Below are 26,917 nucleotides of genomic sequence, written 5' to 3'. Positions count from 1 at the left end.
CGAAACGTGATCCGGGTACTTCTCGTGCACGACGCGGGTCTGCTGCGCTCGGCGCTGGCGGACAGGCTCGCTGATGAGCCGGACCTGGAGGTCTCCCATGCGCCGTGGCGCACCGCGCCGGGGCTCGCGCGGTCGCTCGCGCCCGACGTCTGCGCCGTCGACCTGGAGTGCGCGGACTCGTACGGCATCGCGCCGCTCGGTGAGCTGCGCGGGCGGCGCAAAGGAGCCGCGAACGGCCGGCTGCTGGTACTCGCCAGCGCAAACCGGCCAGGTCCGCTCCGGCGCGCGGTCGAGGCACACGCCATCGGCTACGTCGACAAGGAGGGCACTCCCGAGCGCCTGATCGCGGCGATCCGGCAGGTGGCGCGGGGGGAGCGCTTCGTCGACTACTCCCTGGGCCTCAGCTTTCTCAAGGCGGCCGAGATGCCGCTGACGAGACGGGAGTTGAGTGTGCTGTCACTCGCGGCCGAGGGAGCCTCGATCGCCGACATCGCCAGCAGTCTCCATCTGTCCAACGGCACGGTGCGCAATTACATGGCGGCCATCACCCGCAAGACGGGGGCCCGCAACCGGGTCGACGCCATAAGGATCTCCCAGGGGGAGGGCTGGGTGTGAGGCTTCGGAGCCGGTGAGCTCGGAGCCGGTCAGCTCGCGGTAGAAGGAGGAGCGGGCAAGCAGTTCCTCGTGGGTGCCGCACTGCGTGCGCGTACCGTCCATGAGCAGGACGCAGCCGGCCCGCCGCGCCGAGCCGATCCGGTGCGCGACGACGATGAGCGTGCCGCCCGGGCGGGCGGCGAACGCCCGCTCCGCCAGGGCCTCGGCCGCGGGGTCGAGATGGCAGGTCGCCTCGTCGAGCAGGACGAGGGGCGCGGGCGCCGCATGGGCGCGGGCCAGCGCGAGCAGCTGACGCTCACCGGCCGACAGGACGCCGGGGTCGAGCTTCGCGTCGAGCCCGCCGAGCCGTTCGACGAGCCCCAGCGCGCCGACGGCCGTGCAGGAGGCGAGAAGCGCGGCGGGGGCGGGCGGCTCGGGGCACAGGTAGCCGAGGTTTTCGCGCACGGTGGCGGTGAAGACGTACGCCTCCTGCGGTACGAGAACCCGCTCGCCGCCGAGCGCGATCTCCCCGCGGTCGGGCCGCAGCACCCCGGCGATCAGCGCGGCGAGCGTGGACTTGCCGATGCCGCTCGGACCGGCGACGACGAGGTGGCCGCCGTGCGGGACGTCCAGATCGAGCCCGTCGACGACGGGGGCGGCACCCGGTCCGTAGGCGAAGGTCACCCCGCGCAGCCGGACCGCCTGCTCCGCTCCCGCCGCCGGGGATACCGCACCCGGCTGCCGCTCCCCCTCGGCGGCGAGCCGGCGCAGGACGACCGCGAGCCGCGCGCCCGAGGTCCCGAGGCCCTGCATCAGCGACTGCAGGGCGGGCAGGAGGGACTGGCTGAGATAGGCGAGGGCGCCGACCAGCGCGCCCGCACTGACCCCGTGTGTGAGCAGCCAGGGGGCGGTGACCAGCAGCAGCACGACAGGCAGACGGCCGCCGATGCCCACGGCGAGGACGCGCAGGGTGCCCCAGCGCGCCAGCGCGCGGGCGGCCCGGTACTCGTCGGCGAACCGTACGCGGGCGTCAGCGGTCACCCGCTCCTCCGCCCCGGCCGCGGTGATGTCCCTCAACCCCGAGGTCAGCGCGCCCAGTTCGGTGGCGATCGACTCGTCGGCGACGAGGAAAGCCTCCTGTCTGCGCGCCATCGGGCGCAGGGTCAGCGCGAAGAGCGTCAGCCCGGCGAGCAGGGGCGGCGTGACGACCAGGAGCAGTACGGGCGCCAGCGAGAACAGTCCGGCCAGGGCTCCGGCGGCCGTGAAGGCGAAGGTGCGCGAGACCAGGACCAGGCCCGCGAAGGTGTCCCGGGCGATCTCCACCTGGTGGGTCAGCCGGGACACGGCAGCGTCGTCCCCGTCGCACAGCGCCCGGTCGACCACCCGTCGTACGAGTGCGTCCCGCACGGGCTCCACGAGGTCGGCGACCACCCGGTGGACCCTGCCGGTGCCGTACGCCCCGAGGACGACGGCGAGCGCGGCGGCGGCCAGCCAGCGCAGACCGTGGACGGGGTCGTGGGCAAGGAAGCCGCCGTCGACGGCGCGGGCGAGGGCGTAGCCGAGGAGGAAGGTCTGCCCGGCCTCCAGCGCGGACCAGGCGGCGAGGCGTACGAGCACGGAGGGCCGGGCGCGCAGGAGCCGGAGCTCACTCATCGAACACCGCCCGGTACTCCGGCAGTTGCCAGAGCTCGGCGTGCGGGCCGACCGCGCGAATGCGCCCCTCGTCCAGCCACACCACGAGGTCCGCGCGGGCGGCGGTCGGGGCGCGGTGGGCGACGATCAGCCGGGTCCGACGGGCCCCTGCGAACAGGGCCTGGGACACCTTGCGCTCGGTGGCGGAGTCCAGGCTGGAGGTCGCGTCGTCCAGGATGAGCAGCCGCCCGGTGTGCGCGAACGCCCGTGCCAGACCGAGGCGTTGGGCCTCGCCACCGGACAGCGGCGCGGCGGTGCAGGGCGTGTCGTAGCCGAGGGGCAGACGGCGTACGAAGTCGTCGGCACAGGCGGCACGCGCGGCCTGACTCACGGCCTCGCCCGCGGGCAGGCGGGAGCCGAAGGCGATCGTGCCCGCGACGGTTTTGCCGAGCAGTGCCGGACGGGCGAAGGCATGACCGACCTCGCGGCGCAGCGCGTCTCGGGAGAGCGACGTCAGCGGGACGCCGTCGATGAGGACGGCGCCCGCGTCGGGGTCCGCCAGCCGTCCGGCAACGGCGGCCAGCGCGGACTTGCCGCTGCCCGAGCGCCCGACGACGGCGGTGACCGAGCCCCCCGGAACCACCAGATCGATGCCGCGCAGCCCGCGCCGATCCACGCCCTTGAGCTGCAACTCACCCTTGCCGGGCGGGAGCTGACGCGATCCGTACGTCATCGCGGGGGCTTCGAGGATCTCCGCGAGCCGTCCGGCGGCTGTCCGGCCGCGCACCAGGCCGTTCAGCTGCCCCACCAGTACGCCGGTGCCGGTGGCGAGCACCCCGTACCGCCAGGCGGCCAGCATCCCGCCGACGCTCAGAGCGCCGTCCGCGAGGCGCAGACCGGCGACGGCCAGCACGGTGAGCTGGAGCAGCGGCAGCAGGGCTGCGGCGCGGGCGGTCGAGCTGCCCAGGATCCGCCACATCAGCCGCCCCTGGCGCGTCAGTTCGGGCAGCGGCGCGAGAATGCGGGCCGCGTCGCGCTCCGGGACGCCGGCCGCGGTGATCGTGCGGATGCCTCGTAGCGCTTCCGCCAGGAGCCCCGCGATCTCGCCCTGGGCCGTGAGATAGCGGGCGCTGCTCTCGCCGGAGGCCCGGATGAACACCCTGAGCAGCAGCGCGAGCAGCGGCATTCCGGCGATGACCACGAGTGCTGTCCACCCGTCGGTGAGGGCGAGTGCGACGAGGCCGCCCACGGGCGTGAGTAAGGCGGCGAGCGCGGCGGCCAGCGCGGTCGGTACCGTTCCGGCCTGCGCGGCGTTGCCCGTGAGCCGGGCCACCAGCTCGCCGGAGGACAGGCGCTGCTCGGGTCCGGCGGCGAGGACATGCCCGAGGACCCGTGCCCGTATCCAGGCGGTGGTACGGGCGTTGGCGCCCCCGGTGACGAGCCCGTCGAGCGCGCCGAGCAGCACGGACAGGGCGGTGAGACCGGCGCAGAGGGCGAGCCATGGCCCGGCGTCCGCGCGAGCCCCGGCTCCGGTTGCGTCTCCGGTTCCGGTTCCGCTTCCGGCGAGCAGAAGGTCGAGGGCGTGGCCGAGCACCGCGGGCAGTGCGAGCCCGGCGGCGGCCGAGGCGCAGGTCAGCAGCAGGACGAGGACGGCACGCGGCGCGCCGTGCCGGACGATCTCCCGGAGGAACATGCAGGACTCCTACGTCGCTGCGATCGATGCGGCCCCAAGTGGCCGGTGAGCGGTGCCACCCGGGGCCGCGATCCTCACTCGATCAGAGGCAGAGCAAGTTGCTGTGCGAGCTGTGCTTGTCACAGAGCAGCAGGCTGACGCTGCTCTCGTCGCCGTGGCCGCCGCCGTCGGTCTCGGGGACGTCCATCGTCTGCAGGTCGAGAAGTGCCATCGTGATCTCCTTGTTCATGGGGACAGTTGAATACGTGGTGCGTGGTGCTCTTTGCTCGACCCCTCATGGGGTCGTTCGAGGAGCCGCCTTCGGTGGCGGCAGGAAGGGCAGCCGTGCGGGCCGTTCGTGCGGGCCCAGCGCGGCGCCGAGTGCGAGCAGGACGCCCGCGGTTCCGGTGGCGAGGTCCATGGAGAGCCGCATCATCTGGTCGCCGGGGAAGGCGAGTTCGCCCCTGTACGGCACGGCATACCAGTCGAGCGCGGCGATCTGGGCGTCCAGGTGCGGTCGCGGGGCGCGCGTCCGGGCCAGGTGAAGCACCATCCCGGCGCGCCCGTTGAACAGCCCGGGCTGCGCGTAGTACCGCAGTCGCGCGGCGGGCAGGATCGCCTCGCGGGCGCGGGCGAACTCCTCGTCGTGGCGATGGGCGAGAAAGTCGTCGAGGACCGCGCCGATGCCGATACTGCCCGCGCCGAGATACGGCATGGTGCGTGCACCCTCGTCCACCAGCAGTGTTCCGGTGCGGTCCCGTACGCAGGTGCCGAGATCCCGGCGCAGGGCCCGGGCGGCCTCGTCGAGAAGGGCCGGGTCGCCCGTCGACTCGTACAGCCGCAGAAAGAACAGGGCGGGCCCGCTCGCGCCGCGCAGCAGCCCCGCGCGCCTGCCGCGCCCGGGCGGCTCCGGCCGGTCGATGAGGACGGACGCGGCCTCCAGCGCCTGCGCGCGCAGCCCGAGCCGGTCGAGTACGAGACCGATACCGGCCAGTCCTCCGTGCAGGTCGGGGGCGAGGCGCTGCCATTTCTCGTCCATCACTCGGCCGACGAGTTCGACGGCGCGCTCACGGTGGCCGAGCCGGTCGAGGACGTCGGCGACGCCGGCCAGCCCGTCGTAGAGCCCGAAGGGGGTACCGGACGGCGGCGGGTCCGTATGGCTCAGCAGCCACCCCTCACCCGCCTCGTAGCGCTCGGCGCCGCTCTCGGCGAGGGCGTACAGCACCCCGGCGGCGCCGTGCGCCAGGCCGAGTCCGCCTCCGTCGCCGAACTGCGCGATGTCGCCCGGAAAGAGCCGGTCCTCGCGCTCGGGTGTGGCGGAGGCGAGGATCGCGCGCACCATGGAGTCGCGGCCAGCGGGCCAGTCCTGTACGGGCGCGGGCAGGTAGCGGTCCCGCGGCGCCGATGCGCAAGCGCCGCCCCCGGCGACGGGCTGCCCTTGTCGCTGCCCTCCCCGTACGACCTCAACCGCCTCCGCCAGGAAGCCGTCCGGCAGGTCCGGGAACAGCTCCCCCGCGACCTCCGCCAGGTGCGCCGCCTTGTGCCGGTCCACCACCAGCAGCGTCGTCATCGGCACGAAGAGGGCGAGCCGCAGACAGGCGAGCGCGTAACGGTCCACCTCGAAGCCGACGCGGTCGCCCGGCGCGACGAATCCCGGGTGGGCCATGGCCTGGCCACGATGCTCCTCGACCGGTGTCGCCGCCTCGAAGTCGAGCAGCCGTACGGAGTCGTCGTCCGGGTCGACCATGATGTTGAACATGTGCAGGTCGTTGAAGACGAGACCGCGACCGTGCACGGCCGCTACGGCCTCCTCCACCGCGTGCAGCACCCCCAGCGCCCAGCGGGTGTAGTCGGCGACCGCCGCCGGGTCCGGCTCGACGGCCAGCAGCGGATGGCGCTCGGCGAAGAAGGAGTTGAGCGTCCGGCCGGGCAGGAAGTCCATGACGAGGAAGCGGTGGTCGCCGAGGGTGAACCAGTCCCGCGCCTCGGGAGCCACGCCCAGCCCGCCGAGCCGCTCCAGCGCGGCCCGCTCGCGCTCCAGCCGCGTGACGGCGTCCGCCCCGTCCGCGGCGAGCCCGGCATGGGGCCGCGCCTCCTTGAGCACCACCTGCTCGCCGGTCCGCAGATCGGTACCCGCGTACACGCCCCCGCCGTTGGAGAAGTGCAGGGCACGCTCGATGCGGTACGGCAGATCCTGGGTGGTGGTCGCGTTGCGCGCCGCGAGCTGGGGTTCGAGGAAGGCGGGCAGCGTCACCCACTCGGGCAGCTGGAAGACCGGATCCCTGCGGTCGGGCACCAGCACACCCTCGGGGTTCTCGATCGCGGGCACGAGCGCGCCCGAGCCGGCTTCGTCGACGCAGTGCCGCTTGGCGAAGCCTCCGTACCGCACATAGAGCGGGCCTTCCATCCAGCGGAGATCCGTGAGGATGTACGGGCCCGGCTCGCCCGCGAGTTCCTGGCCCAACTCGTCGAGAATCAGCCGGAGTTCGGACTCGTCCGCCGGATAGATCGTGGCGAACTTCCCGCTGGAGCCGCGGCCCGCGTACTTGGAGTTGCGCAGGTGCAGCGGCTGCCGTCCGGGGACGAACTTGAAGGGGACGGAGCGCGGGACGCAGTAGTCCCACACTCTGGCCGCCGTCTTCTCGGCGCTGTCCAGAGTGGCCGAGACATGGATCTTCCAGCCCTGGCGCGGGCGGGCCGTGCCCGCCGGGCTGATGTGGAGCCAGTCCCCGGAGAGGAAACGCCGCCACCCTTCGGGGACCGGGCGCCGCGCCGCCTCGAAGAGGGGGACGCTCTCCCCCGCATCCCCCTGCTCCGCTCTGCGGGACGGCCCGCGCACGGAGGACAAGCGGTCAGGGGTCTCGTAGAAATTCCTGTCCGCAAGACAGAAGACCTCATACCGCTTGTCCATCGTGCTTCCCCCCGTCGGCGACGTGGCAACGAGATTTCCACGGCGTCCGGGGGCCGGACAGTCACGCATGTCACGAGATCACCGTGCGATACGCACGAGTCAACCTCTGTTCGAGCGGCGGGAGTTCGACTACGTGGACCCTATGGGCGCTCGAGGTCTTCTCGGTCACTCCTCCGGCGGGAAGACCGGCTCCCCGCTCTCCAGCAAGGTGATCGCGATCGCCTCGACCGGGCAGTTCTCCGCGGCCGCGAGGATCCGCTCGTTGGCGTCGGCGTCCTCCGCCCGAGGATGGGACTGCCGCCCCGAATCCAGCCAGAAACCGTCCGGGGCGTGCCCCACGCACATGCCGGAGCCGATGCACACGCTCCGGTCGACCTCGACGTGCCAGCGGTCCCCCATCAGTTCTCTCCACCCGCCGCGTCAGCGGCTGATGTATACGTGGCAGGCAGATGGATCATCTTGTGCTCCAGGTACTCGCCGTACCCCTCGGGCCCGAACTCCCGCCCCAGACCGGAGTTCTTGTAGCCGCCGAACGGACCGAGCATGTCGAGACTGAAGGTATTGATGTTGTACGTCCCCGTCCTGACCTGCCGCGCGAAGTCGATGCCGCGCTCGACGTCGGCCGTCCAGACGCTGCCGCTGAGCCCGTAGTCGGAGTCGTTCGCGATCTTCGCGGCCTCGCTCTCGTCGCCGTACGGCAGCAGGCAGATGACCGGCCCGAAGATCTCCTCGCGGGCGATACGCATGGAGTTGTCGACCCCGCCGAAGAGGGTCGGCTCGACGTACCAGCCCTGTTCGAGACCGGCCGGCCGGCCGCCGCCGGTGAGGATCTTGGCGCCCTCCTCCTGACCGATCCGGATGAAGTCGAGCGAGCGCTGCTGCTGACGGCGGGCCACGAGCGGCCCGACCTGGGTCGCGGGGTCGAGCGGGTCACCGACGACCAGCGCGGTGGCGGCAGCGGCGAACGCCTCGGCGAACTCGTCGTAGCGACTGCGCGGCGCGAGGATACGGGTCTGGGCCACGCACGCCTGCCCGTTGTTCATCCAGGCCGCGGGCACGATCCCGGCGACCGCCGACTCCAGATCCGCGTCCGGCAGGATCACGGCGGCCGACTTGCCACCGAGTTCCAGGGTGACGCGGGTCAGATTGCGCGAGGCGACCTCCATGACCCGCTTGCCCGCGGCGACGGACCCGGTGAAGGACACCTTGTCGATCCCGGGGTGCCCGACCAGATACTCACTCACCTCACGGTCCGCGGGCAGGATCGACAGAACGCCCTCCGGAAGCCCGGCCTCCGTGGCGATCTCGCCGAGGATGTACGAGTCGAGGGGCGACTCGGGCGACGGCTTGAGCACGACCGTACAACCGGCGAGCAGCGCGGGCCCGAGCTTGGCGGCGGCGGTGAACTGCGGCACGTTCCACGGCACAACCGCCGCGACAACCCCAACGGGCTCCCGCCGCACCAGAATCGGCCCGAGCACCCCGTCCCGCCGCTCCTCGTGCGCGTAACCCCGCGCGACGGTGATGGCCGCGTCCCACACCATCATCGCGCCGAGCGCCTGCGCGAGCACGCTCCAGGAGTACGGGGAGCCGTTCTGCGAACTGATGGACCGGGCGATCTCCTCGTGCCGTACGGCGATCGCGTCCTTGATCCGCGAAACGACCCCGATCCGCTCCTCCAGGCTCATGCGCGGCCACGGCCCCTGGTCGAATGCCTCCCGCGCGACGGCCACGGCCCGGTCGACATCCGCCCGGGAGGCATGTGGCACACGCCCGATGACCTGCTCGGTGTGCGGCGAGACGACCTCGATGGCCTCGCCGCCGAGGGGATCGGTCAACTCCCCGCCGATGAACAGCTTTCCGTGTTCCACAAGCTCGGTCATGGCTGCTGCCTCCCGGGGCCCCGGCGTTTCTGACACTGTTTCAGAACTGATACCAGTTCTAGTTCAAGTAGTCCACGGCAGGAACGAAAGTGCCCCCGACCAGTGGTTTCCCACAGGGCGGGGGTACGTGACCGCGCTCAGCCCGGTGCCTCGATGCCGTCGGTGAAGAAGCGCGGCAGATGCTGTATCAGTAGCGCCGGGCCGCCGAGCGCGCGAATACGCCGCAGGCCCGGCCCGTGCCCCGGGCGGGCGCCTCAGCTCACCGCCTGCTTCACGAGCGCACCGATCCGCGCCTCCACCTCGGCCGTCACCTCGGTCAGGGCGAAACCGGCCGCCCACATCGTGCCCTCGTCCAGCTTCGCCTGGTCGCTGAACCCGAGCGTCGCGTAGCGCGCCTTGAACTTCTCCGCGCTCTGGAAGAAGCAGACGACCTTGCCGTCCAGCGCGTATGCGGGCATCCCGTACCAGAGCTTCGGCGCGAGGACCGGGGCGCTGGCCGTGATGACGGCATGGACCCGCTCGGCCATGATCCGGTCCGAGTCCTGCATCTCGGCGATCTTCGCGAGCACCTCCCGCTCCGCCTCCGCCGCCTTGTCCGCGCGCGAGCTGCGGCGCGCTGCCGTCTTCAGCTCCTGGGCGTGGTCCTTCATCGCGGCCCGCTCCTCGGCCGTGAATCCCTCGTGCTTACCGCTTCCGGTGCTGCTCATGGCAGATCTCCCTTTGTTGATCTGATGTGGCGGGATCTTGGGCGCGTGTGTGGCGACACGTATCACTCCAGCATCGGCACACACCGTGCCGATCGAGACTGAATCCTGCGCGCAGCCCGCGGGATTGTCAACGGCACGCTACGTGCCGATAGGGTGGGGGCATGACCGACACGCCCGCCACGCCGAGGCGCCGAGGCGCCGCGCGCACCGAAGAGCTGCTGCAGGTAACCCTCGATCTGGCTGCGGAGGTCGGTTACGGGGGCCTGAGTATCGAGGCGGTTGCCAGACGGGCCGGGGTCGGAAAGCACACGATCTACCGGCGCTGGCCGTCCAAGGCGGCGCTGTTGCTCGACGCGCTCAGCCGCGTGTGGACCAGCGACTTGGACTACCGCGACACCGGAGACGTCCGCGCGGACTTGCGCGAACAGTTTCTCCGTTCGGGCTTCGCCCTCTCCAGCCCGCCGATCGGCCCCGTCTACCGCGCAATCATCGGCGAAGCGCAGGGTGATTCCACGCTACGGGCGACCCTTCACGAACGCTTCCTGGTCACCGTCGAACAGAGCACCCTCGATCGGATCACCCGCGCCCAGCACACCGGTGAACTGGCCGCGGAAGCGAACCTGGAATTCGCCGCCGAGGTGTTGTGCGGCACTCTGTACTACCGCAGCCTGCTGTCAACCCGCCCCATCGACGAGGACGCGGTCGACGGACTGCTGGACATGTTCATGGCCGCTTACGGAACCACCGGCCAGGGCCTGTCCGATGATTGATCTTGTGGTGGTTCGCCACGGGGCCGCCCACGCGGACCGATAGTCAGGACAGCCAACTCCCAGGAGCTGGAGCTCACTTGGACGACGCGGCGCAAGCTGCCCATCCGGCATGGCGCCTTTCGACGAACCTGGATCCGTGCGCCGCTGGGAGGCGGTGGTCATCATTCGTGGCGGTCTGCGGCTGCGCACCCTCAACCTGCGGCTGATACCGAGCCGGCATCGAGGTCGCGGCGCTCCAGTTCCTGACGCAGGCGGGTGAGTGCCCGGTGCAGCGTGCTCTTGACAGTGCCGATCGACATGCCGAGGGCGGCGGCCGTCTCTTGCGTGGATATCTGCTCCCAGTGGCGCAACAGGACGACACTGCGCTGCCTCGGGGCGAGCACTTTGAGGGCGTCCATCAGCAGGGCGCGGTCGGCGTGCTGTCCGGTGAAGTCCTCGACGGATGCGTCCGGGAGCTGCTCCGTGGGGACCTCCTCCAGCTTGCGGGCCCGCCACCACTCGGTTCGCGTGTTGATCATCACGCGGCGCAGGTAGGCGTCCGTCAGGCGCTTGTCCGTGATGGCGTCCCAGCGGCCGTACGTGCGCACGAGCGCGGTCTGCAGCAGATCCTGCGCGTCGAGCGGGTCGGCGACCAGACGCCGGGCGCTGCGCAGCAGCGCGTCCTGCCGTGTACGTACGTACTCCTCGAATTCCAGCACCTTGTCCTGGTGCTTGCGGAGGTTCACGTGTCGGGTTCCTTACGTTGCCAATGGGTTGATTGCGGTGGCCCATGCCTCGAAAGCCCAGGCAGGGCTGCGAGCTGGGCGCGGATGGCGGGGCCGGCGTCGTCAGTCCAGGGCCTTGCGGACGGCGCTCAGGATGGCTTCGGTGTCGGCGCCCAGAGCGCGGGCGGCTGCGGTGAAGTCCCCGGCCAGCGTGGCGAGTTGAGCCGGATCAGGATGCTTCGGTGCGGGCGGGAGTGCTGCGACCCGGGTGCCTGCCCCACGGCGGGTGCGGATCAGCTTGGCCGCCTCCAGCTCACGGTATGCGCGGGCCACGGTGCCCGGCGCCAGGCCCAGGTCGGTGGCGAGCTGGCGCACGGTCGGCAGGCGTTCGTCCTCGGTCAGTCGGCCTGTGGCGATCAGCGCGGCGAGCTGGGCGCGGATCTGCTCGTACGGCGGCACCGGGCTCGTGGTGTCGACGCGGACGGCGAGTGCGCTCATCGCCGGGCCGCCCGGGGCGCCACCACGGTGAACAGGGACCATGCCAGGGTGAACGGGGCCAGCAGGCCCAGGGGGTAGATCGCCAAGGAGGTGACGGGGCCCAGCATGCCGGCGCAGTTACTGTCCGTCAGCCAGGTGGCGATCATCAAAACGACGAGCAACAGCAGGGCCGAGACCAGCACCCCCCAGGCTGCGACGATCGCCCACGAGCGGTCGCGGCGCTGCTGGTCGTCGCCCGCACGACGGGCGACACGGCGCAGGGCCCAGGCGCAGGCGACTGTGCCGATGGCGAGAGAGCCGAGGATCTGGCGGCTGTGGAAGATGCCGGGCCAGAGGATGACAGGTGGTTCGGTCCCGTCACAGCCGCCGTCGGCCATGGCCCCGATCGCCCGCTCCATGCCGCCTTGGGTGGCCGTGGCATCCCCGATGCCCACCAGCACGACGAGGAATACCGCCTGGAGGAGAAGGAGACGGGTGATACGGGGCGGCACGTGGTCCCGGACCCGGCGCGGGGTGAGGCTGGCGGTGCGTACCGCCTCCCGAGCGCGGGGGGTGAGGGCGTCGCCGAGCAGGACGCCGCCCACCGCGCACAGGCCGAAAGCGGTGGCGAAGCTCACCCAGGGCACGCCGATGTCGAAGAAGGGGTAATTGGTGATGTCTACGGTGGCCCACAACGGTGCGGCCACGACGCCCACGGCCAGACCCGCCCAGCGGGCGTAGCGGTCGGCGCGGACACGGAGGCGGGATTCGGGCCGATCAGTGTCGAGCATATGGGGACCCCAGTGAGTGGTGACGGCTGCGCGGCTTGCGCCCGGCGGTAGCGGGCACTGCTTGCCGCAAGCCCTGTTTGTATCGAGTGGTTAGTACAAGATGCACCGGGACGGAATCTTGTGTCAACAGCTCGATACAAGTTGAGGCGAGTGGCCATGCTCAGCACTGCACAGCACACCCCTGGGGTGCGTACCGAAAGTGAACCTTGGGCGTAAAATGATCTTGATCCGACGGCCGGGCAGCGCGGGGACTCCCCGCGGTTCGAGCCCGTACGCAATCCACCCGTCAGCCACCGGTGCTGGGGACCACAACCACACCACAGGCGGGGAGACATGAGGTATCACTGGCCAGGTGAGCGACAAGACGGACCAGCACACCGAAGCCTTGCTGCGCCTGCTGCGTGAGGGCGCGGACGAGGACGCGTTCCTCGGCCTGGGCGCACCGGCCCCGCAGGTCGAGGACGCCCTGGAGGTACGGGCCCGGCTGGTCGCCCAGTCACGGCGCGAGGCCGCGCTGGCCGCGCTGTACGAGACGGCCGGCGACCTCGCCTCGCTGCATGACCTCGAGGAGGTCCTCCAGGCCATCGTGCGCCGCGCCCGCACACTCATCGGCACCGATGTCGCGTATCTGCTGCTGTACGACCCCGAGCGCGGCGACACCTATGTGCGGGTCACCGACGGCATCCACACTGAGGCCTTCAAGAACGGGCGGCTCGCGGTCGGCGCATGTCTCGCCGGCCTGATCGCCGAAACCGCCCGGCCGTACCACACCGCCGACTATCCGAACGACGCACGCTTCGCGCACTCCGACTATGTCGACGGCGTCATCGGGGCCGAGGGACTCGTCGCCATCCAAGGGGTGCCGCTGAAGTCCGGCGATCAGGTCTACGGGGTGTTGTTCGCCGCCAACCGGCGTGTGCGACCGTTCGCCCCCGAAGAGGTCGACCTGCTCATCTCGCTGGCCAACCACGCCGCCCTCGCGATCGAGAACGCCACCCTCTTCGAAGAGGTGCAGCGGGCCGCGACCGTCCACCAGCGGCTGACCGCCGTGGCGCTGGAGGGCGGCGGCACGGCGGGGCTCGCCGGCACGCTGGCCGAGGTGCTCGGCGGCAGCGTCTTCGTCCTGGACGCTCATGGCCGCCGGGTCGCCGCGGCGGGCGAGGCTCCCCTGCCCGATCCCGTTCCGCGCTGCAAGGGCAACGGCAGCAGACGTCTGGCTCTCGACGACGACGCGGCGTGTGTCACCCCGATCGTGGGGGGCGGCGAGCAGTTCGGCACCCTGCTGCTCGTACGGCACCGGCTCGACGCATCCGACGTCCAGGCCCTGGAGCGGGCCGCCCAGATCGCCGCACTGATGCTGCTGAGCGAACGCACGGTCGCCCAGGCCGAGCAGCGGCTGCGCGGCGAAATCCTCGACGACCTCCTCGGCGCCCCGCACCGCGACCCGGAGGGCCTGCGCCGCAGGGCTGCACTCGTCGGCCTCGATCTTGACCGCGGCCATGTGGTGCTCGCGGCACGTTGCCGCGACGGCGACCGCCGTCGCCAGGTCACGGACGCCGCGGGCCGTTACGCCCTGCGGCTCGGCGGGCTGGCGGGAGAGTACGGCGGCAACACAGTCGTCGTCCTGCCGGGCGGCCCCGGTGCGGGCGAGGCGGCGCGTGCGCTGACTGCCGCTCTGACCCAGGGCGCAGGCCGGCCGGTGACAGTCGGCGGCGAGAGCGCGGGCCCCGGCGCGGCCGCCCTGGTCGAGGCACACCGGGATGCCGCACGCTGCCTGGATGTGCTCTTCGCCCTCGACCGGGACGGCGAGGGCGCCTGCCGCGACGAACTCGGTATTTACGGGCTGCTGTTGAGCCACGCGGGACGGGCCGAACTGAACCGCTTCGTGGAACGCACGGTGGGTCCGCTGCTCGCGCACGACGAGGCGCGCGGCAGTGAACTGGCCCGTACCGTACTGACGTACTTCGGCTGCGACGGGTCTCTCGCGCGCACCGCCGGGGCCCTCTACGTCCACGTCAACACGCTCTACCAGCGCATCGACAAGGTGGGCGCGCTACTGGGCGCCGACTGGCGCCACGGCGACCGCGCCCTGCAGGTGCATCTGGCGCTCAAGCTGCACCTCACGGGAAGCTGACACCGACCAGCCGCTCGGCGACGGTCTTGGCGTGGGAGCCCATGAGAATCGTGTAGTGGTTGGAGCCTTCGACGAACTCGGCATGCAGGCCAGGCACTTCACCCACCCAGTGCTCGACGAGCGGCGCGGGCAACATCGCAGGCTCCTGCCCGAGCAGACCGAGTGGGGAGTGCAGCAGCAGAGTGGGTACGGCCAGTCGGCCGAGGTCCGCGGCGAAGGCGTCGGCGGAGCCGAGCAGATCCCGTCCGTCCTGCCGCACGGCATCCTCCCGGGCCTTGGAACGGCGCGCGCCCTGCGGTCCGGTGAGGTCGTAGCGCACGTATGCCTCGATGTCCGGGCTCCAGTCCGGGCCGAGCGCCGGATGCGCCCGGAAGAAGTCCACGTACGCCTGATCGCTCTCGTAGGTCCGGGAGAGCCGGGCGATGGCCGGGCCGAGCGTGAGGTCGAGGATCGCGTCCGGGTCGACGCCCTCGGGCGCGGGCAGCGGCAGACCGCCGTCGACGAGCAGCAGCCGGTCGAAGAGTTCGGGCCGGCGGGCGGCCGCGCGCAGCGCGATGTACGCGCCCATCGAGTGCCCGGTCAGCGCGACCGGCCCGCCGTCCCCCAACTCCTCGGCGGCGCGGCAGAGATCCGCGGCATGCCAGTCGATGCCGTACGGGCCCGGCGTGCCGGAGCTGCCGCCGCGGCCCCGCAGATCCAGTGCGTACAGGCTCCACTCGGCAGGCAGCTGCCGAGCCACCGCCCGGAACGCCATACCGGAGGCGCTGATGCCGTGCGCGGCAACGGCGGTGCGCGATCCGCTGCCGAAGCGCAGCACTCGCAGCGTGCCGCCCTGGACGGGCAGGTCGATCGCGGTCGGCTCAGTCATCATTTCTCCCGGTCGTGTTCGGCGGCGCCGACGAGCGCCAGTACGTAGCCGCTGAAGGTGTCGGCGATCTGCTCGGGGGTGTACGGCTGGTGCGGGCCGTACCAATGGGCCACCTCACAGGCTCCCCCGCACCAACAGGCCTACTCTGCAACCACATTCGGCGCCGGCCAGGCTAGCAACGGTCGCGCGGGCTCGGTGAGCAATGGGACGTCGGATCAGTTGACCCTTCTCGGTCAGATCCTTGGCGCGCGGCCAATCGGGGATCACCCCAGGTCTGCCAACTTACCGAGACGACAGTCGACTTGGGCGACCATTGGAACGAGTTCTAGTTATAGTGGGCGATGGCCGTGCCGCCGAAGAGAGATGAGAGCCTCATGACTCAGGTGATCGACCACGGCGGTGGTGTCTGGTCCATCGAGGTGCCCATCCCCGACAACCCCCTCGGCCATACCCTCGTCCACCTCCTCGACACCGACCGCGGCCCCGTCCTCGTCGACACCGGCTGGGACGATCCCGCCTCCTGGGACACGCTTGCCGCCGGGCTCGGGTCGCTCGGGGTCGGCGTCGGCGACGTTCATGGTGTGGTCATCACCCATCACCATCCCGATCACCACGGCCTTTCGGGTCAGGTCCGTGAGGCGTCCGGGGCGTGGATCGCGATGCACGCCGCCGACAGTGCCGTCGTGCGGCGCACGCGCGAGGCCGAACCCGGGCTCTGGCTCGACTACTTGGCCGACAAGCTCACCAGAGCCGGTGCGCCCGACGAGCACACCGCCCCGCTGCGTGAGGCCCGCGCGTCGGGGCGGATGCGTACGCTGCCCGGGTTGCGGGCCGCGCTGCCCGACCGGGAGATCGTGCCCGGTGAGCTCCTCGACCTGGCGGGGCGGCGGCTGCGTGCGATCTGGACGCCCGGGCACACGCCCGGGCACGTCTGCCTGCATCTGGAGGAGGACCACCCGGCGAAGCGGCCCGGGAACGGCAGGCTGTTCTCCGGCGACCATCTGCTGCCCGAGATCACCCCGCACATCGGCTTGTACGAGGACCCGGATGACGCCACCGTCACGGACCCGCTCGGTGACTATCTGGATTCGCTGGAGCGCATCGGCCGCCTCGCCCCCGCCGAGGTGCTGCCGGCGCACCAGTACGCCTTCCCCGACGCGGCCTCCCGCGTACGGGAGTTGCTCGGCCACCACGAGGAGCGCCTGGCCGGCCTCCTCGCGCTCCTGGCCGAGCCGCTCACGCCGTGGCAGGTCGCCGAGCGGATGGAGTGGAACCGGCCCTGGGACCAGATTCCGTACGGATCACGGAACATCGCGGTCTCGGAGGCGGAGGCGCACCTGCGCAGACTGGTGAAGCTGGGGAAGGCGGAGGTACGGATGGGGTGCGGCCCAACGGTGTACGCGGCGACGATTCAACAAGCCCACCGGACGCCCTGATGACCAGGGGCATCGGCTCCTGGGCATGCCGTGATGCTCGCGCTGACGACGCGCTGCTCGACCTTCCGGTCCCCCGCGCCGGGGCGAGCACGGGCGATCAGCCGGCGTCCGGCTCGTCGATGACCTTGCCGTCCTTGTCGAGCGTGTGGGTATTCCAGTACACGTCCCACTTGTCGTCGACCTGCTTCGGCACCTTGCCCTCGGGGTATCGCGTGTAGCCCTTCGGAGGCTGCTCGTCGTCCGGAACGCATGCGGACCCGGTGCCTCCGACCGTCAGGACGGGGTACTCGCCGCTGCTGCAGATGTCCTCCTCGTACGCGAAGGAGCATCCGGTGAGTGCCATGGCCGCTGCCGCACCCGCGAGTGCGGCAGCAGCTGCGGCACGGACCCTGCCGCGCCGGGAGGCGGTGGCGGGTCGGCTGATCCGGCGGGACACGGGCACGGCGGTCTCCTGTCGTTTCGGTGTGCGCACCACTCTCGCCGACACTGACCGCCGCGCCTTGAGTACGCGTACTCAGAAGCACACCCGTACTTCACAACGCGCGGCATTCCGCACCCGCTTGACGAGCCGAACGACTCCCGGTGGCGGTCCGGCCGTGGTGTCGGGCCGAGGACCACGGGCGTCGCCCCGGGGGCCGACGGCCAAGGCCGGCCGGAGACAAATGACCGCGCGGCCGGGCGCCGCGGATACGCCCCGCCGGGTGCAGGTGACCGGCCGGTAGAGTGAGCGCGTCGTCATCACACCCGTACGGGGGGAAGCCGGTGCAAATCCGGCACTGACCCGCAACCGTGAGCCGCCGTCGCAGGCGGTGAGTCGGAATGCCCCGTACACAGGTGTGACCGGCTCGCGCCACCGGCACCCCGCCGGTGGCCGGCACCGTCGAGGAATACGGAGCCGGAGCCCTGGTGCCTGAGTGCGCCCGTGCCCGGCTCCCCAGTGGAGAGGCACCGCCCGCCATGACCGTTCGCCGCAGCGCAGCCGCGCTCGCCGCATCCGCCGTGCTCTGCGTGGCCGCCGGCCACGCTGCCGTCGCGGCGCCGAGCCCGACGCCGGCGCCCGCGATCCCCTCCGGCCTGTACGGGACGGGCGACCCGACCTACGACGGCGTCTGGCGGCAGTCGCTCGCCCTGCTCGCGCAGGACACCGTGGGCGTGAAGCCCGCGGCCAAGGCGGTCGACTGGCTGACCGGGCAGCAGTGCGACGGCGGAGCCTTCCCCTCGTATCGGGCGGACACGGCCAAGCCGTGCGACGTCAAGCTGCCGCTGGACTCCAACGCCACCGCGGCCGCGGTGCAGGCGCTCGCCGCGCTCGGCGGGCAGGACGCCGCCGTGAAGAAGTCGGTGGGCTGGCTGAAGTCCGTACAGAACGCGGACGGCGGCTGGAGCTACAACCCCGGCGGGGCCAGCGACGCGAACTCCACGTCGATCGTGATCGGCGCGCTCGCCGCGGCGGGCGAGAAGCCGGACGGCGTGAAGTCGAAGGGCGGCAAGACGCCGTACGACGCGCTGCTGACGTTCGCGCAGCCGTGCGGCGGGAAGAACGGCGGGGCGTTCGTCTACCAGCCGAAGCAGCCGGGGATCGTCGCGGACTCGACCTCGGCGGCGGTGCTCGGGGCGCACGGCATGGGATTTGTCGCCACCATAGGCGCGAAGGACGCGAAGGGGACGGTCTGCGAGAAGTCGACGGCGGTCGAGGGCGCGGCCCACAACGGCGCGGCGTACCTGTCGACCGCGCTCGCCAAGACCGGCCACCTCAACACGGCCCCGATGCCGGGCTCCGAGGACCCGACCGAGAAGCCGGACTTCGGGAACACGGCGGACGCGGTCGTGGCGCTCGGCGCACAGGGTCTCGGCGACCAGGCGAAGAAGCCGCTGGCGTGGCTGGAGCAGAACTCCGCGGCCTGGGCGAAGGGCGCGGGTCCCGCGGCGTACGCCCAGCTGATCTTCGCGGCCCACGCGACCGGTACGGACCCGAAGAGCTTCGGGGGTACGGACCTGGTGGCGGGCCTGAACGCGACGGGCCCCGCGCCGGAGAAGGCCGCGGCGGCCGAGAATTCCGAGAAGAAAGACTCGGACTCCGACTCGGGCATCGGGGTGTGGTGGATCATCGGCGTCTTCTTCATCGCGAGCGTCGGCGTCGGCTTCCTGATCAGCGGCCGCCGGAAGAACCAGCAGCGCTGATGCGTACGCGACTTCTCTCCCTGGTCCTCGCGCTCGGCGCCGCGCTGACGGTGCTGGGCGCGGGGCCGGCGCAGGCGGCCGGGTACCGCTACTGGTCGTTCTGGCAGAGCAGTGGCGATACCTGGACGTACGCCACGGAGGGCCCGGCGACGGCTCGGCCCGAGGACGGGGCGGTGAACGGCTTCCGCTTCTCGGTGAGCCAGGACAGCGCGGACTCGGCTCAGCCGCGCAGGGCGCCGGACTTCAAGGTGATCTGCGCCGGTACGCCCGCGAAGGCGGACACCAAGCGGATCGCCCTGGTCATCGACTCGGGCACTCCGGCGGACGCCCCGTCGGGCGAGACACCGCCCGCGCTGCGGGCGGCGTGCGCGCAAGTGCCGAAGGACGCGACGAGCGCGGAGGCACTGGCGTCGGTGGCGAAGCCACTGCGCTACAACAGCGAGGCGCTGCTGTGCGCGATCTCCGGCTACCCGAAGTCGGACTGCGGCGAACAGGTCGCGGCACCCAACCCGAAGTCGTCCGCCTCACCGAAGCCTTCAGCGGGCGGCGGGGACGGTGGCGGCCCGTCGGTCGGCGTCATCGCGGGCATCGCGGCGGTGGCGGCGCTGGGGACGGCGGCGGTGTGGCAGTCCCGTCGCCGCAGGTCCCCCGGTCCGCGGTGAGCGTGGGCCAGGGGGCGTTGGTGGTTGCTGCCCGGTGGGTGGCCTCACGGGCGAACTGCGGCCGCGCCGCGCCCACGCCGTCCCCGTGGGGAGGGCCCGTGCAGGGTCCTCCCCGCAGGCGATCGGCGGCCGACACCGGATCACTGCACGGACGCCTGTATGCCGCCGACGCCGAGGAGTCGAGCCCGGAGGGGGCCCGGAGCCCGCACGACACGAACCCCCGCACCGCGGACGCCCTTCCCCGCCACCCCCGCCGGCTCAGGCTGCGCGCGCCCGAGGCCAGTCGTAGCAACGCCCTGCACGCCGGGGCCTGGTGGCTCTGGGCCCTCGGGCTGGCCGTCGCCGCGTCGCGGACCACCAATCCGCTGCTCCTCGGGCTCATCGTCGGCGTCGCCGGATACGTCGTCGCCGCACGCCGCACCAACGCGCCCTGGGCCCGGTCCTACGGCGCCTTCGTCAAGCTCGGACTTGTCGTCATCGCCATCCGCGTCCTGTTCTCCGTCGTCCTCGGATCGCCCATCCCCGGCACGCACACCCTCCTCACCCTCCCCGAAGTCCCGCTCCCCGACTGGGCGAAGGGCATCCGCGTCGGCGGCCGGGTCTCGGCCGAGCAACTGGTCTTCGCGCTGTACGACGGCGCGAAGCTCGCCACCCTCCTCATCTGCGTCGGCGCGGCCAACGCCCTCGCCAACCCCGCACGTCTCCTCAAGTCCCTTCCGGGCGCGCTGTACGAGGCCGGTGTCGCCGTCGTCGTCGCCATGACCTTCGCGCCGAACATGGTCGCCGACGTCGTGCGCCTGCGTACCGCCCGCCGACTGCGCGGACGCCCCACCGGCGGCATCAAGGCACTCGTCCAGATCGGACTGCCCGTCCTGGAAGGCGCGCTGGAGCGTTCCGTCGCCGTCGCCGCGTCGATGGACGCGCGCGGATACGGGCGTACCGCCCAGGTGCCGCCCGCCGTACGGCACACCACCACCGCCCTCACGCTCGGCGGACTCCTCGGCGTCTGTGTCGGTTCGTACGGGTTGCTCGACCCGACGAGCCTCGCCTACGGGGTGCCTCTGCTGGTCGCGGGGCTCGCGTCGGCGGCGGGCGGCCTCTGGCTCGGCGGCCGCCGCTCCGTACGCACCCGCTACCGCCCCGACCGCTGGGGCCCGAGGGCCTGGCTGGTCGCGGGCTCCGGCGCAGCGGTCGCGACCCTGATGATCCGGGCGAGCGCGTACGACCCCGAGGCTCTGCACCCCGGCGTCGTACCGCTGACGGCGCCCACGCTTCCCCTCTGGCCCGCGGCGAGCATCCTCATCGGGTTGCTGCCGGCTTTCGTCGCCCCCGCCCCCGCGCAGCCTTCGCAGGAGAAACCGTGATCCGCTTCGAAGACGTGTCGGTGACCTACGGCGACGCGGACGCGCCCGCGATCCGCGGCGTCGATCTGACCGTCCCCGAGGGCGAGTTGGTGCTGCTCGTCGGACCCTCCGGCGTCGGCAAGTCGACCCTGCTCAGCGCCGTGTCCGGACTCGTCCCGCACTTCACCGGCGGCACGCTGCGCGGGCGCGTCACCGTCGGCGGCCGCGACACCCGCACCCACAGGCCCCGCGAACTCGCCGACCTCGTCGGCACGGTGGGCCAGGACCCGCTCGCCCACTTCGTCACCGACACGGTCGAGGACGAGCTGGCGTACGGAATGGAGTCGCTCGGCCTCGCCCCGGACGTGATGCGCCGCCGCGTCGAGGAGACGCTGGACCTCCTCGGACTGGCCGAGCTCCGCGACCGGCCGATCGCGACGCTGTCCGGCGGCCAGCAGCAGCGGGTCGCGATCGGCTCGGTGCTGACCCCGCACCCCGGGGTGCTGGTCCTCGACGAGCCGACGTCGGCGCTGGACCCGGCGGCGGCGGAGGAGGTGCTGGCGGTGCTGCAGCGGCTCGTCCACGACCTCGGCACGACCGTGCTGATGGCCGAGCACCGGCTCGAGCGGGTGGTGCAGTACGCGGACCAGGTCATCCTGCTGCCCGCGCCGGGTGCGGCGCCGGTCATGGGAACAGGGGCCGACATCATGGCCGTCTCCCCCGTCCACCCGCCGGTCGTGGGCCTGGGCCGCCTGGCGGGCTGGGATCCGCTGCCGCTGTCGGTACGGGACGCGAGGCGCAGGGCCGGTGCGCTGCGGGAGCGCCTGGCGGGGCTTTCCCCCAGCCCGCCCTCCCCCAGACTCCGTCCGGGGGGACCCCCGACCTCCTACGCCGACGAGGCTGAAGTCGGCCCCGTCCACCCCGGGGCTCCGCCCCGGACCCCGCGCCTCAACCGCCGGAGGGGCTGGATTTCCCGACCGGCGACTGAGGACACACGCACCGGCCCGCTCGCCCGGGCCACCGCCCTCACCGTCCGCCGTGACCGCGTCGAAGCTCTCCGTGATGTCGGCCTCACCGTCGCCCCCGGTGAGGCGATCGCCCTCATGGGACGCAACGGCGCCGGGAAGTCCACCCTCCTCGCCGCCCTCGTCGGCATGATCGAGCCCACCTCCGGCACCGTCCTGGTCGGCGGACAGACGCCCCACCGCACCCACCCGCGTGAGATGGTCCGCCGGGTCGGTCTCGTACCGCAGGAGCCGCGCGATCTGCTGTACGCGGACACTGTGGGGGCCGAGTGCGCGGCCGCCGACACCGACGCGGGCGCAGCACCCGGCACCTGCCGTGACCTGGTCGGCGAGCTGCTTCCCGGTGTGGCGGACGCCACTCACCCCCGCGATCTGTCCGAGGGGCAGCGCCTCGCGCTCGCGCTCGCCGTCGTGCTGACCGGCCGGCCCCCGCTGCTGCTGCTCGACGAGCCGACCCGTGGCCTGGACTACGCCGCGAAGGCGCGTCTGGTCGCCGTCCTGAAGGGCCTCGCCTCCGAGGGCCACGCCATCGTCCTGGCCACCCACGACGTGGAACTGGCCGCCGAGCTCGCGCACCGCGTGGTGATCCTGGCCGACGGCGAGATCGTCGCGGACGGCCCGACGGCCGAGGTCGTCGTGTCGTCCCCCGCCTTCGCACCGCAGGTCGCCAAGATCCTGGCTCCTCAGCCGTGGCTGACCGTCGCCCAGGTCGAGGAGGCCCTGTGAGCGCCCGCGCGATCAGGCTCGGCCCGCGTTCCATCGCCGCCCTCGCCCTCATCAGCGGTATCGGTGTGATCGCCTTCGGCTGGCCGCTGCTCGCCGACGCCGATTCCGGGCTGGCCCACTCCGCCGACGCCCCCTGGCTCTTCGCCGCGCTGCTGCCGCTGCTCGTCGCCGTCGTCGTCGCGACGATCGCCGACACCGGAATGGACGCCAAAGCGGTGGCGATGCTCGGCGTGCTTGCGGCGGTCGGCGCGGCGCTGCGGCCGCTCGGCGCGGGCACGGCGGGCCTGGAGCCCATGTTCTTCCTGATGGTGCTGAGCGGCCGGGTCCTCGGTCCGGGCTTCGGCTTCGTACTGGGCTCGGTCACGATGTTCGCGTCCGCCCTGCTCACGGGCGGTGTGGGCCCCTGGATGCCGTTCCAGATGCTGTCGATGGGCTGGTTCACGATGGGCGCCGGGCTCCTGCCCGGCCCGGGCCGGCTGCGAGGGCGCGCCGAGCTGGTGATGCTCGGGGTCTACGGCGCGGTCGCGGCGTTCGCGTACGGCACGGTCATGAACCTCCAGGGCTGGACGTACATCGGTGGTCTCTCCTCCGGGATCTCCTTTCATCCCGGCGATCCGGTCCACGAGAACCTGGTCCGGTTCCTCGCCTACTGCGCTGCGACCTCCTTCGGCTGGGACCTGGGCCGCGCCGCGCTCACCGTCGTCCTGACCCTCACCATCGGCTCCACCGTCCTCAAGGCGCTGCGCCGGGCCACGCGACGCGCCAACTTCGAGGCGCAGGTCACATTCGAGGCCCCCGGAAGGGTCCCTCCGGGGTGAGCCGCCCCACACGACCTCGGTCCCGTACTAGGCGGAATAGGAGCCTCCCAACACTCCGGACAAACCACCTCATTGCCGCGGCGACCTGTGGGAACACGGCCCGTCAAGCCCCCCGGGCATTTCGCCCCGGGTGCGACCTCCACTAGTAACAGCGGTCGTTGCGAGGGGCTGATCCGCTCGCTAGAACTGTTCAGGTCGCAAGGCGCCAACGGGCTCGCCACAGAGCCGCAGCGCCACTCGGGCGGCCGGAATCCCTCGTACGTACGAGAGTCCGGCATGCCCGTGCGACCGCCCTGTTCCCGACGTGAGGTCTCTCTGTGTCCCGCTCGATCATCCGCCGCATCGCCGACCGTCCGAAGACCGCTCTGGTCGGCTCCGCTCTCGTACTGAGCTCCGCCGCCATGGTGCTGGGCGCCAACCCGGCCTCGGCCGCCGCCGCTCCCTCGCAGACGGGGTCGGCGAAGGCGATCGCCCAGCAGATGATCAAGGACGACGCGCAGTTCCAGTGCTTCAGCAACATCGTGTCGCACGAGAGCGGCTGGGACTCCGGCGCCTCCAACCCGTCCTCCGGTGCGTACGGCCTGGTCCAGGCGCTGCCCGGCAGCAAGATGGCCTCCGCCGGCGCGGACTGGAAGACCAACCCCAAGACGCAGATCAAGTGGGGCCTGGACTACATGAACGACCGCTACGGCAGCCCGTGCGGCGCGTGGTCCGCGTGGCAGTCCCAGGGCTGGTACTGAGCCGTTTCCCCCAGGGCAGAGCCCCTACAGGCGCTGGATGATCGTGCCGGTCGCCAGCGCACCCCCCGCGCACATGGTCACCAGCGCGAACTCCTTGTCCCTGCGCTCCAGTTCGTGCAGCGCCGTCGTGATCAGCCGCGCCCCGGTCGCCCCCACGGGGTGCCCGATCGCGATCCCGCCGCCGTTGACGTTGACCTTCTCCAGGTCCTGTTCGAAGACCTGCGCCCAGCTCAGCACCACTGACGCGAAGGCCTCGTTGACCTCCACCAGGTCGATGTCCCTGAGCGACATCCCCGCCTTGCCGAGCACCGCCCGCGTCGCGTCGATCGGACCGTCCAGGTGGTAGTGCGGGTCCGCCCCGACCAGTGCCTGGGCGACGATCCGCGCGCGCGGCTTCAGCTTCAGCGCGCGTGCCATCCGCTTCGACGCCCACATGATCGCCGCCGCGCCGTCCGAGATCTGCGAGGAGTTGCCCGCCGTGTGCACGGCGGTCGGCATGACCGGCTTCAGCCCGGCCAGTGCCTCCATACTGGTGTCCCGCAGTCCCTCGTCGCGGTCGACGAGGCGCCACATGCCCTGCCCGGCGGCCTGTTCCTCCTCCGTCGTCGGCACCTGCACGGCGAACGTCTCCCGCTTGAAACGCTCCTCGGACCAGGCGACGGCCGCCCGTTCCTGTGACAACAGCCCCAGGGAGTCCACCCGTTCGCGCGTGAGTCCGCGATGGCGCGCGATGCGCTCGGCGGCCTCGAACTGGTTGGGCAGGTCGACGTTCCACTCGTCGGGGAAGGGCTTTCCGGGCCCGTGCTTGGACCCGCTCCCCAGCGGCACCCGCGACATCGCCTCGACGCCGCAGCTGATGCCGACGTCGATGACACCGGCCGAGATCATGTTGGCGACCATGTGGCTGGCCTGCTGCGAGGATCCGCACTGGCAGTCCACGGTCGTCGCCGCAGTCTCGTACGGAAGCCCCATCGCCAGCCAGGCGTTGCGCGCGGGGTTCATGGACTGTTCGCCGGCGTGGGTGACGGTGCCGCCCACCACCTGCTCGACGCAGTCGGCGTGGATGCCGGTGCGGCCGAGGAGTTCGCGGTAGGTCTCGCCCAGGAGGTAGGCGGGATGGAGGTTGGCGAGCGCACCTTGGCGCTTGCCGATCGGAGTGCGTACTGCTTCGACGATGACGGGTTCCGCGGCCATGAGCTCGTCCTCTCCTCACACAGCCGCTGGGCGTCCCGGCGCCTCGCAGCTGGAACTAGTACGCGTTCTAGTTCTCCGTGCAGTCTGATGAGAGTTACCCCCGGTACGCAAGACTCTTGCACGCCTCCGCTGCGAGCAACGGAGGCAACAGAACCCGCCGCGGCTCTTGCTACTTGTAGAACTCGTTACTACCTTTCGGTCAACTTCTGATGGGTCGTCAGACAAATCCGTGTCACTGACACCGCCGCCAGACCTGGAGTTGCCGATGCCCTGCCCCCATCTGCCCGAAGGGTTCGACCTCACCGATCCCGATCTGCTCCAAGCCCGCATCCCCCACCCGGAGTTCGCCGAGTTGCGGCAGACCGCCCCGGTCTGGTGGTGCGCGCAGCCGGCCGGCATCTCCGGCTTCCAGGACGAGGGCTACTGGGTCGTTACCCGGCACGCCGACGTCAAGCACGTCTCCACACATCCCGAACTGTTCTCTTCCAACACCAACACGGCCGTCATCCGCTTCAACGAGTCCATCAGCCGCGACCAGATCGAGGTCCAGAAGCTGATCATGCTCAACATGGACCCGCCGGAGCACACCCGCGTACGCCAGATCGTCCAGCGCGGCTTCACCCCGCGGGCGGTCCGCTCCCTGGAACAGGCCCTGCGCAGTCGCGCCCGCACCATCGTCGAGACCGCGCTGGCGGGTGCGAAGGACGACGGCAGCTTCGACTTCGTCACCAACATCGCCGTCGAACTCCCGCTCCAGGCGATCGCCGAGCTCATCGGCGTACCGCAGGAGGACCGCACCAAGATCTTCGACTGGTCCAACAAGATGGCGGCCTACGACGATCCCGAGTACGCGATCACCGAGGAGATCGGCGCCGAGGCGGCGATGGAGATCGTCTCGTACTCGATGAACCTCGCCGCGGCCCGCAAGGAGTGTCCGGCCAAGGACATCGTCAGCCAGTTGGTCGCCGCGGAGGACGAAGGCAACCTCTCCAACGACGAGTTCGGCTTCTTCGTGATCCTGCTGGCGGTGGCGGGCAACGAGACGACGCGCAATGCCATCAGCCACGGCATGCACGCCTTCCTCACCCATCCCGGGCAGTGGGAGCTCTACAAGCGCGAGCGCCCGGAGACCGCCGCCGAGGAGATCGTGCGCTGGGCGACGCCCGTGGTCTCCTTCCAGCGAACCGCCACACAGGATCTCGAACTGGGCGGCCGGCAGATCAAGAAGGGCGACCGGGTCGGACTCTTCTACTCGTCTGCCAACAACGACCCCGAAGTCTTCGATGCGCCCGAGCAGTTCGACATCACCCGCGACCCGAACCCGCACCTCGGCTTCGGCGGCGGAGGCCCGCACTTCTGCCTCGGCAAGTCCCTCGCCGTCATGGAGATCAACCTGATCTTCAACGCGATAGCGGACGTTCTGCCCGACCTCCGCCTGGCGGGCGACCCCCGCCGACTGCGCTCGGCCTGGCTCAACGGCATCAAGGAGCTCCAGGTCAGCCACGGCTGACGAGCCGAGCCGTGGGAGGCAGGGGCTCCGAACCCCACGCCCCGCCCCTGCCTCCCGCCGGAAACGCACGACCTGGGTCCCCGAGTGCCGGAACCGGCGCCGTGGGCGGATCCTGGCAGGACGCGACGATCCACCCCAG

At 71.5% G+C, this 26,917-nt stretch carries 23 protein-coding genes, 1 pseudogene and 1 riboswitch; of the genes and pseudogenes, 11 read left to right on the top strand and 13 right to left on the bottom strand.

Annotated features, from left to right (window positions below):
• The first annotated feature begins 6 nt into the window (after positions 1–6).
• Positions 7–615 (top strand): response regulator transcription factor, encoded by a 609-nt coding sequence (locus tag OG905_RS28740; RefSeq protein ID WP_328678427.1) that lies wholly within the window; start codon positions 7–9, stop codon positions 613–615.
• A gap of 285 nt (positions 616–900) precedes the next feature.
• On the opposite strand, the pseudogene OG905_RS28735 reads toward OG905_RS28740, so the two are convergent.
• From OG905_RS28735 to OG905_RS28705, 7 genes and pseudogenes are all read right to left on the bottom strand, one after another.
• A pseudogene (locus OG905_RS28735) lies at positions 901–1,407 on the bottom strand (ATP-binding cassette domain-containing protein); the annotation flags it as partial.
• Between the two features lie 832 nt (positions 1,408–2,239).
• Positions 2,240–3,919, bottom strand: coding sequence for an ABC transporter ATP-binding protein (locus tag OG905_RS28730; RefSeq protein ID WP_328678425.1), 1,680 nt, complete (start codon positions 3,917–3,919; stop codon positions 2,240–2,242).
• A gap of 82 nt (positions 3,920–4,001) precedes the next feature.
• Positions 4,002–4,148, bottom strand: coding sequence for a SapB/AmfS family lanthipeptide (locus tag OG905_RS28725; RefSeq protein WP_443044002.1), 147 nt, complete (start codon positions 4,146–4,148; stop codon positions 4,002–4,004).
• A 45-nt stretch (positions 4,149–4,193) separates the two neighbouring features.
• Positions 4,194–6,809 carry a class III lanthionine synthetase LanKC gene (gene lanKC, locus OG905_RS28720; protein WP_328678423.1) on the bottom strand — a complete coding sequence of 872 codons (2,616 nt, stop codon included), beginning with the start codon at positions 6,807–6,809 and terminating at the stop codon, positions 4,194–4,196.
• Between the two features lie 165 nt (positions 6,810–6,974).
• On the bottom strand, positions 6,975–7,208 hold the full coding sequence (locus tag OG905_RS28715) for a ferredoxin (protein WP_328678421.1): 234 nt from the start codon (positions 7,206–7,208) through the stop codon (positions 6,975–6,977).
• Complete coding sequence (locus tag OG905_RS28710; protein ID WP_328678419.1) at positions 7,208–8,692, bottom strand: aldehyde dehydrogenase; 1,485 nt, start codon at positions 8,690–8,692, stop codon at positions 7,208–7,210. The genes OG905_RS28715 and OG905_RS28710 overlap by 1 nt, the downstream gene beginning before the upstream one ends.
• Before the next feature lie 254 nt (positions 8,693–8,946).
• A complete protein-coding gene (locus tag OG905_RS28705; protein WP_328678416.1) occupies positions 8,947–9,399 on the bottom strand; it encodes an iron chaperone in 453 nt (150 codons plus the stop codon).
• Positions 9,400–9,560: 161 nt separating this feature from the next.
• Between OG905_RS28705 and OG905_RS28700 the strand changes: the two genes are divergently transcribed.
• Positions 9,561–10,169 (top strand): TetR/AcrR family transcriptional regulator, encoded by a 609-nt coding sequence (locus OG905_RS28700; protein WP_328678414.1) that lies wholly within the window; start codon positions 9,561–9,563, stop codon positions 10,167–10,169.
• 191 nt (positions 10,170–10,360) lie between these two features.
• Here the strand turns inward: OG905_RS28700 and OG905_RS28695 are convergent, their stop codons facing one another.
• The 3 genes from OG905_RS28695 to OG905_RS28685 all read right to left on the bottom strand — a co-directional run bounded on the left by OG905_RS28695 (position 10,361) and on the right by OG905_RS28685 (position 12,141).
• Entirely contained in the window at positions 10,361–10,894 is a 534-nt protein-coding gene (locus OG905_RS28695) for a SigE family RNA polymerase sigma factor (protein WP_328678412.1), read from the bottom strand.
• A 102-nt stretch (positions 10,895–10,996) separates the two neighbouring features.
• On the bottom strand, positions 10,997–11,371 hold the full coding sequence (locus tag OG905_RS28690; protein WP_328678410.1) for a GntR family transcriptional regulator: 375 nt from the start codon (positions 11,369–11,371) through the stop codon (positions 10,997–10,999).
• The gene (locus tag OG905_RS28685) at positions 11,368–12,141 is read right to left on the bottom strand and encodes a hypothetical protein (protein WP_328678409.1); all 774 of its coding nucleotides are present in this window, start codon (positions 12,139–12,141) and stop codon (positions 11,368–11,370) included. The genes OG905_RS28690 and OG905_RS28685 overlap by 4 nt, the downstream gene beginning before the upstream one ends.
• 352 nt (positions 12,142–12,493) lie before the next feature.
• On the opposite strand from OG905_RS28685, the gene OG905_RS28680 reads away from it, so the two are divergent.
• Positions 12,494–14,275 (top strand): helix-turn-helix domain-containing protein, encoded by a 1,782-nt coding sequence (locus tag OG905_RS28680; RefSeq protein ID WP_328678407.1) that lies wholly within the window; start codon positions 12,494–12,496, stop codon positions 14,273–14,275.
• On the opposite strand, the gene OG905_RS28675 is transcribed toward OG905_RS28680, so the two are convergent.
• A complete protein-coding gene (locus OG905_RS28675) occupies positions 14,262–15,143 on the bottom strand; it encodes an alpha/beta fold hydrolase (RefSeq protein WP_328678405.1) in 882 nt (293 codons plus the stop codon). The genes OG905_RS28680 and OG905_RS28675 overlap by 14 nt on opposite strands.
• Before the next feature lie 374 nt (positions 15,144–15,517).
• Between OG905_RS28675 and OG905_RS28670 the strand changes: the two genes are divergently transcribed.
• Entirely contained in the window at positions 15,518–16,579 is a 1,062-nt protein-coding gene (locus tag OG905_RS28670) for an MBL fold metallo-hydrolase (protein WP_328678404.1), read from the top strand.
• A 97-nt stretch (positions 16,580–16,676) separates the two neighbouring features.
• Here OG905_RS28670 and OG905_RS28665 read toward each other — a convergent pair whose 3' ends face one another.
• Positions 16,677–17,015 carry an SCO0607 family lipoprotein gene (locus OG905_RS28665; RefSeq protein WP_328682656.1) on the bottom strand — a complete coding sequence of 113 codons (339 nt, stop codon included), beginning with the start codon at positions 17,013–17,015 and terminating at the stop codon, positions 16,677–16,679.
• 316 nt (positions 17,016–17,331) lie between these two features.
• A riboswitch (cobalamin riboswitch) is annotated at positions 17,332–17,404 on the top strand.
• Positions 17,405–17,536: 132 nt separating this feature from the next.
• On the opposite strand from OG905_RS28665, the gene OG905_RS28660 reads away from it, so the two are divergent.
• The 6 genes from OG905_RS28660 to OG905_RS28635 all read left to right on the top strand — a co-directional run bounded on the left by OG905_RS28660 (position 17,537) and on the right by OG905_RS28635 (position 24,074).
• Positions 17,537–18,760, top strand: coding sequence for a prenyltransferase/squalene oxidase repeat-containing protein (locus OG905_RS28660; protein WP_328678402.1), 1,224 nt, complete (start codon positions 17,537–17,539; stop codon positions 18,758–18,760).
• Positions 18,760–19,422 carry an SCO2322 family protein gene (locus tag OG905_RS28655; RefSeq protein ID WP_328678400.1) on the top strand — a complete coding sequence of 221 codons (663 nt, stop codon included), beginning with the start codon at positions 18,760–18,762 and terminating at the stop codon, positions 19,420–19,422. Before OG905_RS28660 ends, OG905_RS28655 begins: the two co-directional genes overlap by 1 nt.
• 263 nt (positions 19,423–19,685) lie before the next feature.
• On the top strand, positions 19,686–20,786 hold the full coding sequence (locus OG905_RS28650) for an energy-coupling factor transporter transmembrane component T (protein WP_328682655.1): 1,101 nt from the start codon (positions 19,686–19,688) through the stop codon (positions 20,784–20,786).
• Positions 20,783–22,516: an ABC transporter ATP-binding protein gene (locus OG905_RS28645; protein WP_328678398.1), complete on the top strand. Its 1,734-nt coding sequence runs from the start codon at positions 20,783–20,785 to the stop codon at positions 22,514–22,516. The genes OG905_RS28650 and OG905_RS28645 overlap by 4 nt, the downstream gene beginning before the upstream one ends.
• A complete protein-coding gene (locus OG905_RS28640; protein WP_328678397.1) occupies positions 22,480–23,334 on the top strand; it encodes an ECF transporter S component in 855 nt (284 codons plus the stop codon). Before OG905_RS28645 ends, OG905_RS28640 begins: the two co-directional genes overlap by 37 nt.
• Before the next feature lie 317 nt (positions 23,335–23,651).
• Positions 23,652–24,074 (top strand): transglycosylase SLT domain-containing protein, encoded by a 423-nt coding sequence (locus OG905_RS28635; RefSeq protein ID WP_328678396.1) that lies wholly within the window; start codon positions 23,652–23,654, stop codon positions 24,072–24,074.
• Positions 24,075–24,098: 24 nt separating this feature from the next.
• Here the strand turns inward: OG905_RS28635 and OG905_RS28630 are convergent, their stop codons facing one another.
• Positions 24,099–25,268 carry a steroid 3-ketoacyl-CoA thiolase gene (locus tag OG905_RS28630; RefSeq protein WP_328678394.1) on the bottom strand — a complete coding sequence of 390 codons (1,170 nt, stop codon included), beginning with the start codon at positions 25,266–25,268 and terminating at the stop codon, positions 24,099–24,101.
• A 265-nt stretch (positions 25,269–25,533) separates the two neighbouring features.
• On the opposite strand from OG905_RS28630, the gene OG905_RS28625 reads away from it, so the two are divergent.
• The gene (locus OG905_RS28625) at positions 25,534–26,778 is read left to right on the top strand and encodes a cytochrome P450 (RefSeq protein ID WP_328678392.1); all 1,245 of its coding nucleotides are present in this window, start codon (positions 25,534–25,536) and stop codon (positions 26,776–26,778) included.
• Positions 26,779–26,917 lie beyond the last annotated feature (139 nt).

The organism is Streptomyces sp. NBC_00322 (assembly GCF_036147535.1).
Taxonomy (GTDB): Bacteria; Actinomycetota; Actinomycetes; order Streptomycetales; family Streptomycetaceae; genus Streptomyces.
The sequence above is the reverse complement of the archived record's forward strand: the minus strand, read 5'-3'. Positions and strand labels throughout refer to the sequence as shown.

Bases quoted from the DNA above. Each gene is read 5' to 3' on its own strand.
- OG905_RS28675 (WP_328678405.1), bottom strand. From the start codon at position 15,143: ATGACTGAGCCGACCGCGATCGACCTGCCCGTCCAGGGCGGCACGCTG.
- OG905_RS28630 (WP_328678394.1), bottom strand. From the start codon at position 25,268: ATGGCCGCGGAACCCGTCATCGTCGAAGCAGTACGCACTCCGATCGGC.
- OG905_RS28685 (WP_328678409.1), bottom strand. From the start codon at position 12,141: ATGCTCGACACTGATCGGCCCGAATCCCGCCTCCGTGTCCGCGCCGAC.
- OG905_RS28670 (WP_328678404.1), top strand. From the start codon at position 15,518: ATGACTCAGGTGATCGACCACGGCGGTGGTGTCTGGTCCATCGAGGTG.
- OG905_RS28730 (WP_328678425.1), bottom strand. From the start codon at position 3,919: ATGTTCCTCCGGGAGATCGTCCGGCACGGCGCGCCGCGTGCCGTCCTC.
- OG905_RS28625 (WP_328678392.1), top strand. From the start codon at position 25,534: ATGCCCTGCCCCCATCTGCCCGAAGGGTTCGACCTCACCGATCCCGAT.
- OG905_RS28700 (WP_328678414.1), top strand. From the start codon at position 9,561: ATGACCGACACGCCCGCCACGCCGAGGCGCCGAGGCGCCGCGCGCACC.
- OG905_RS28705 (WP_328678416.1), bottom strand. From the start codon at position 9,399: ATGAGCAGCACCGGAAGCGGTAAGCACGAGGGATTCACGGCCGAGGAG.
- OG905_RS28655 (WP_328678400.1), top strand. From the start codon at position 18,760: ATGCGTACGCGACTTCTCTCCCTGGTCCTCGCGCTCGGCGCCGCGCTG.
- lanKC (WP_328678423.1), bottom strand. From the start codon at position 6,809: ATGGACAAGCGGTATGAGGTCTTCTGTCTTGCGGACAGGAATTTCTAC.
- OG905_RS28660 (WP_328678402.1), top strand. From the start codon at position 17,537: ATGACCGTTCGCCGCAGCGCAGCCGCGCTCGCCGCATCCGCCGTGCTC.
- OG905_RS28715 (WP_328678421.1), bottom strand. From the start codon at position 7,208: ATGGGGGACCGCTGGCACGTCGAGGTCGACCGGAGCGTGTGCATCGGC.
- OG905_RS28710 (WP_328678419.1), bottom strand. From the start codon at position 8,692: ATGACCGAGCTTGTGGAACACGGAAAGCTGTTCATCGGCGGGGAGTTG.
- OG905_RS28690 (WP_328678410.1), bottom strand. From the start codon at position 11,371: ATGAGCGCACTCGCCGTCCGCGTCGACACCACGAGCCCGGTGCCGCCG.
- OG905_RS28725 (WP_443044002.1), bottom strand. From the start codon at position 4,148: ATGAACAAGGAGATCACGATGGCACTTCTCGACCTGCAGACGATGGAC.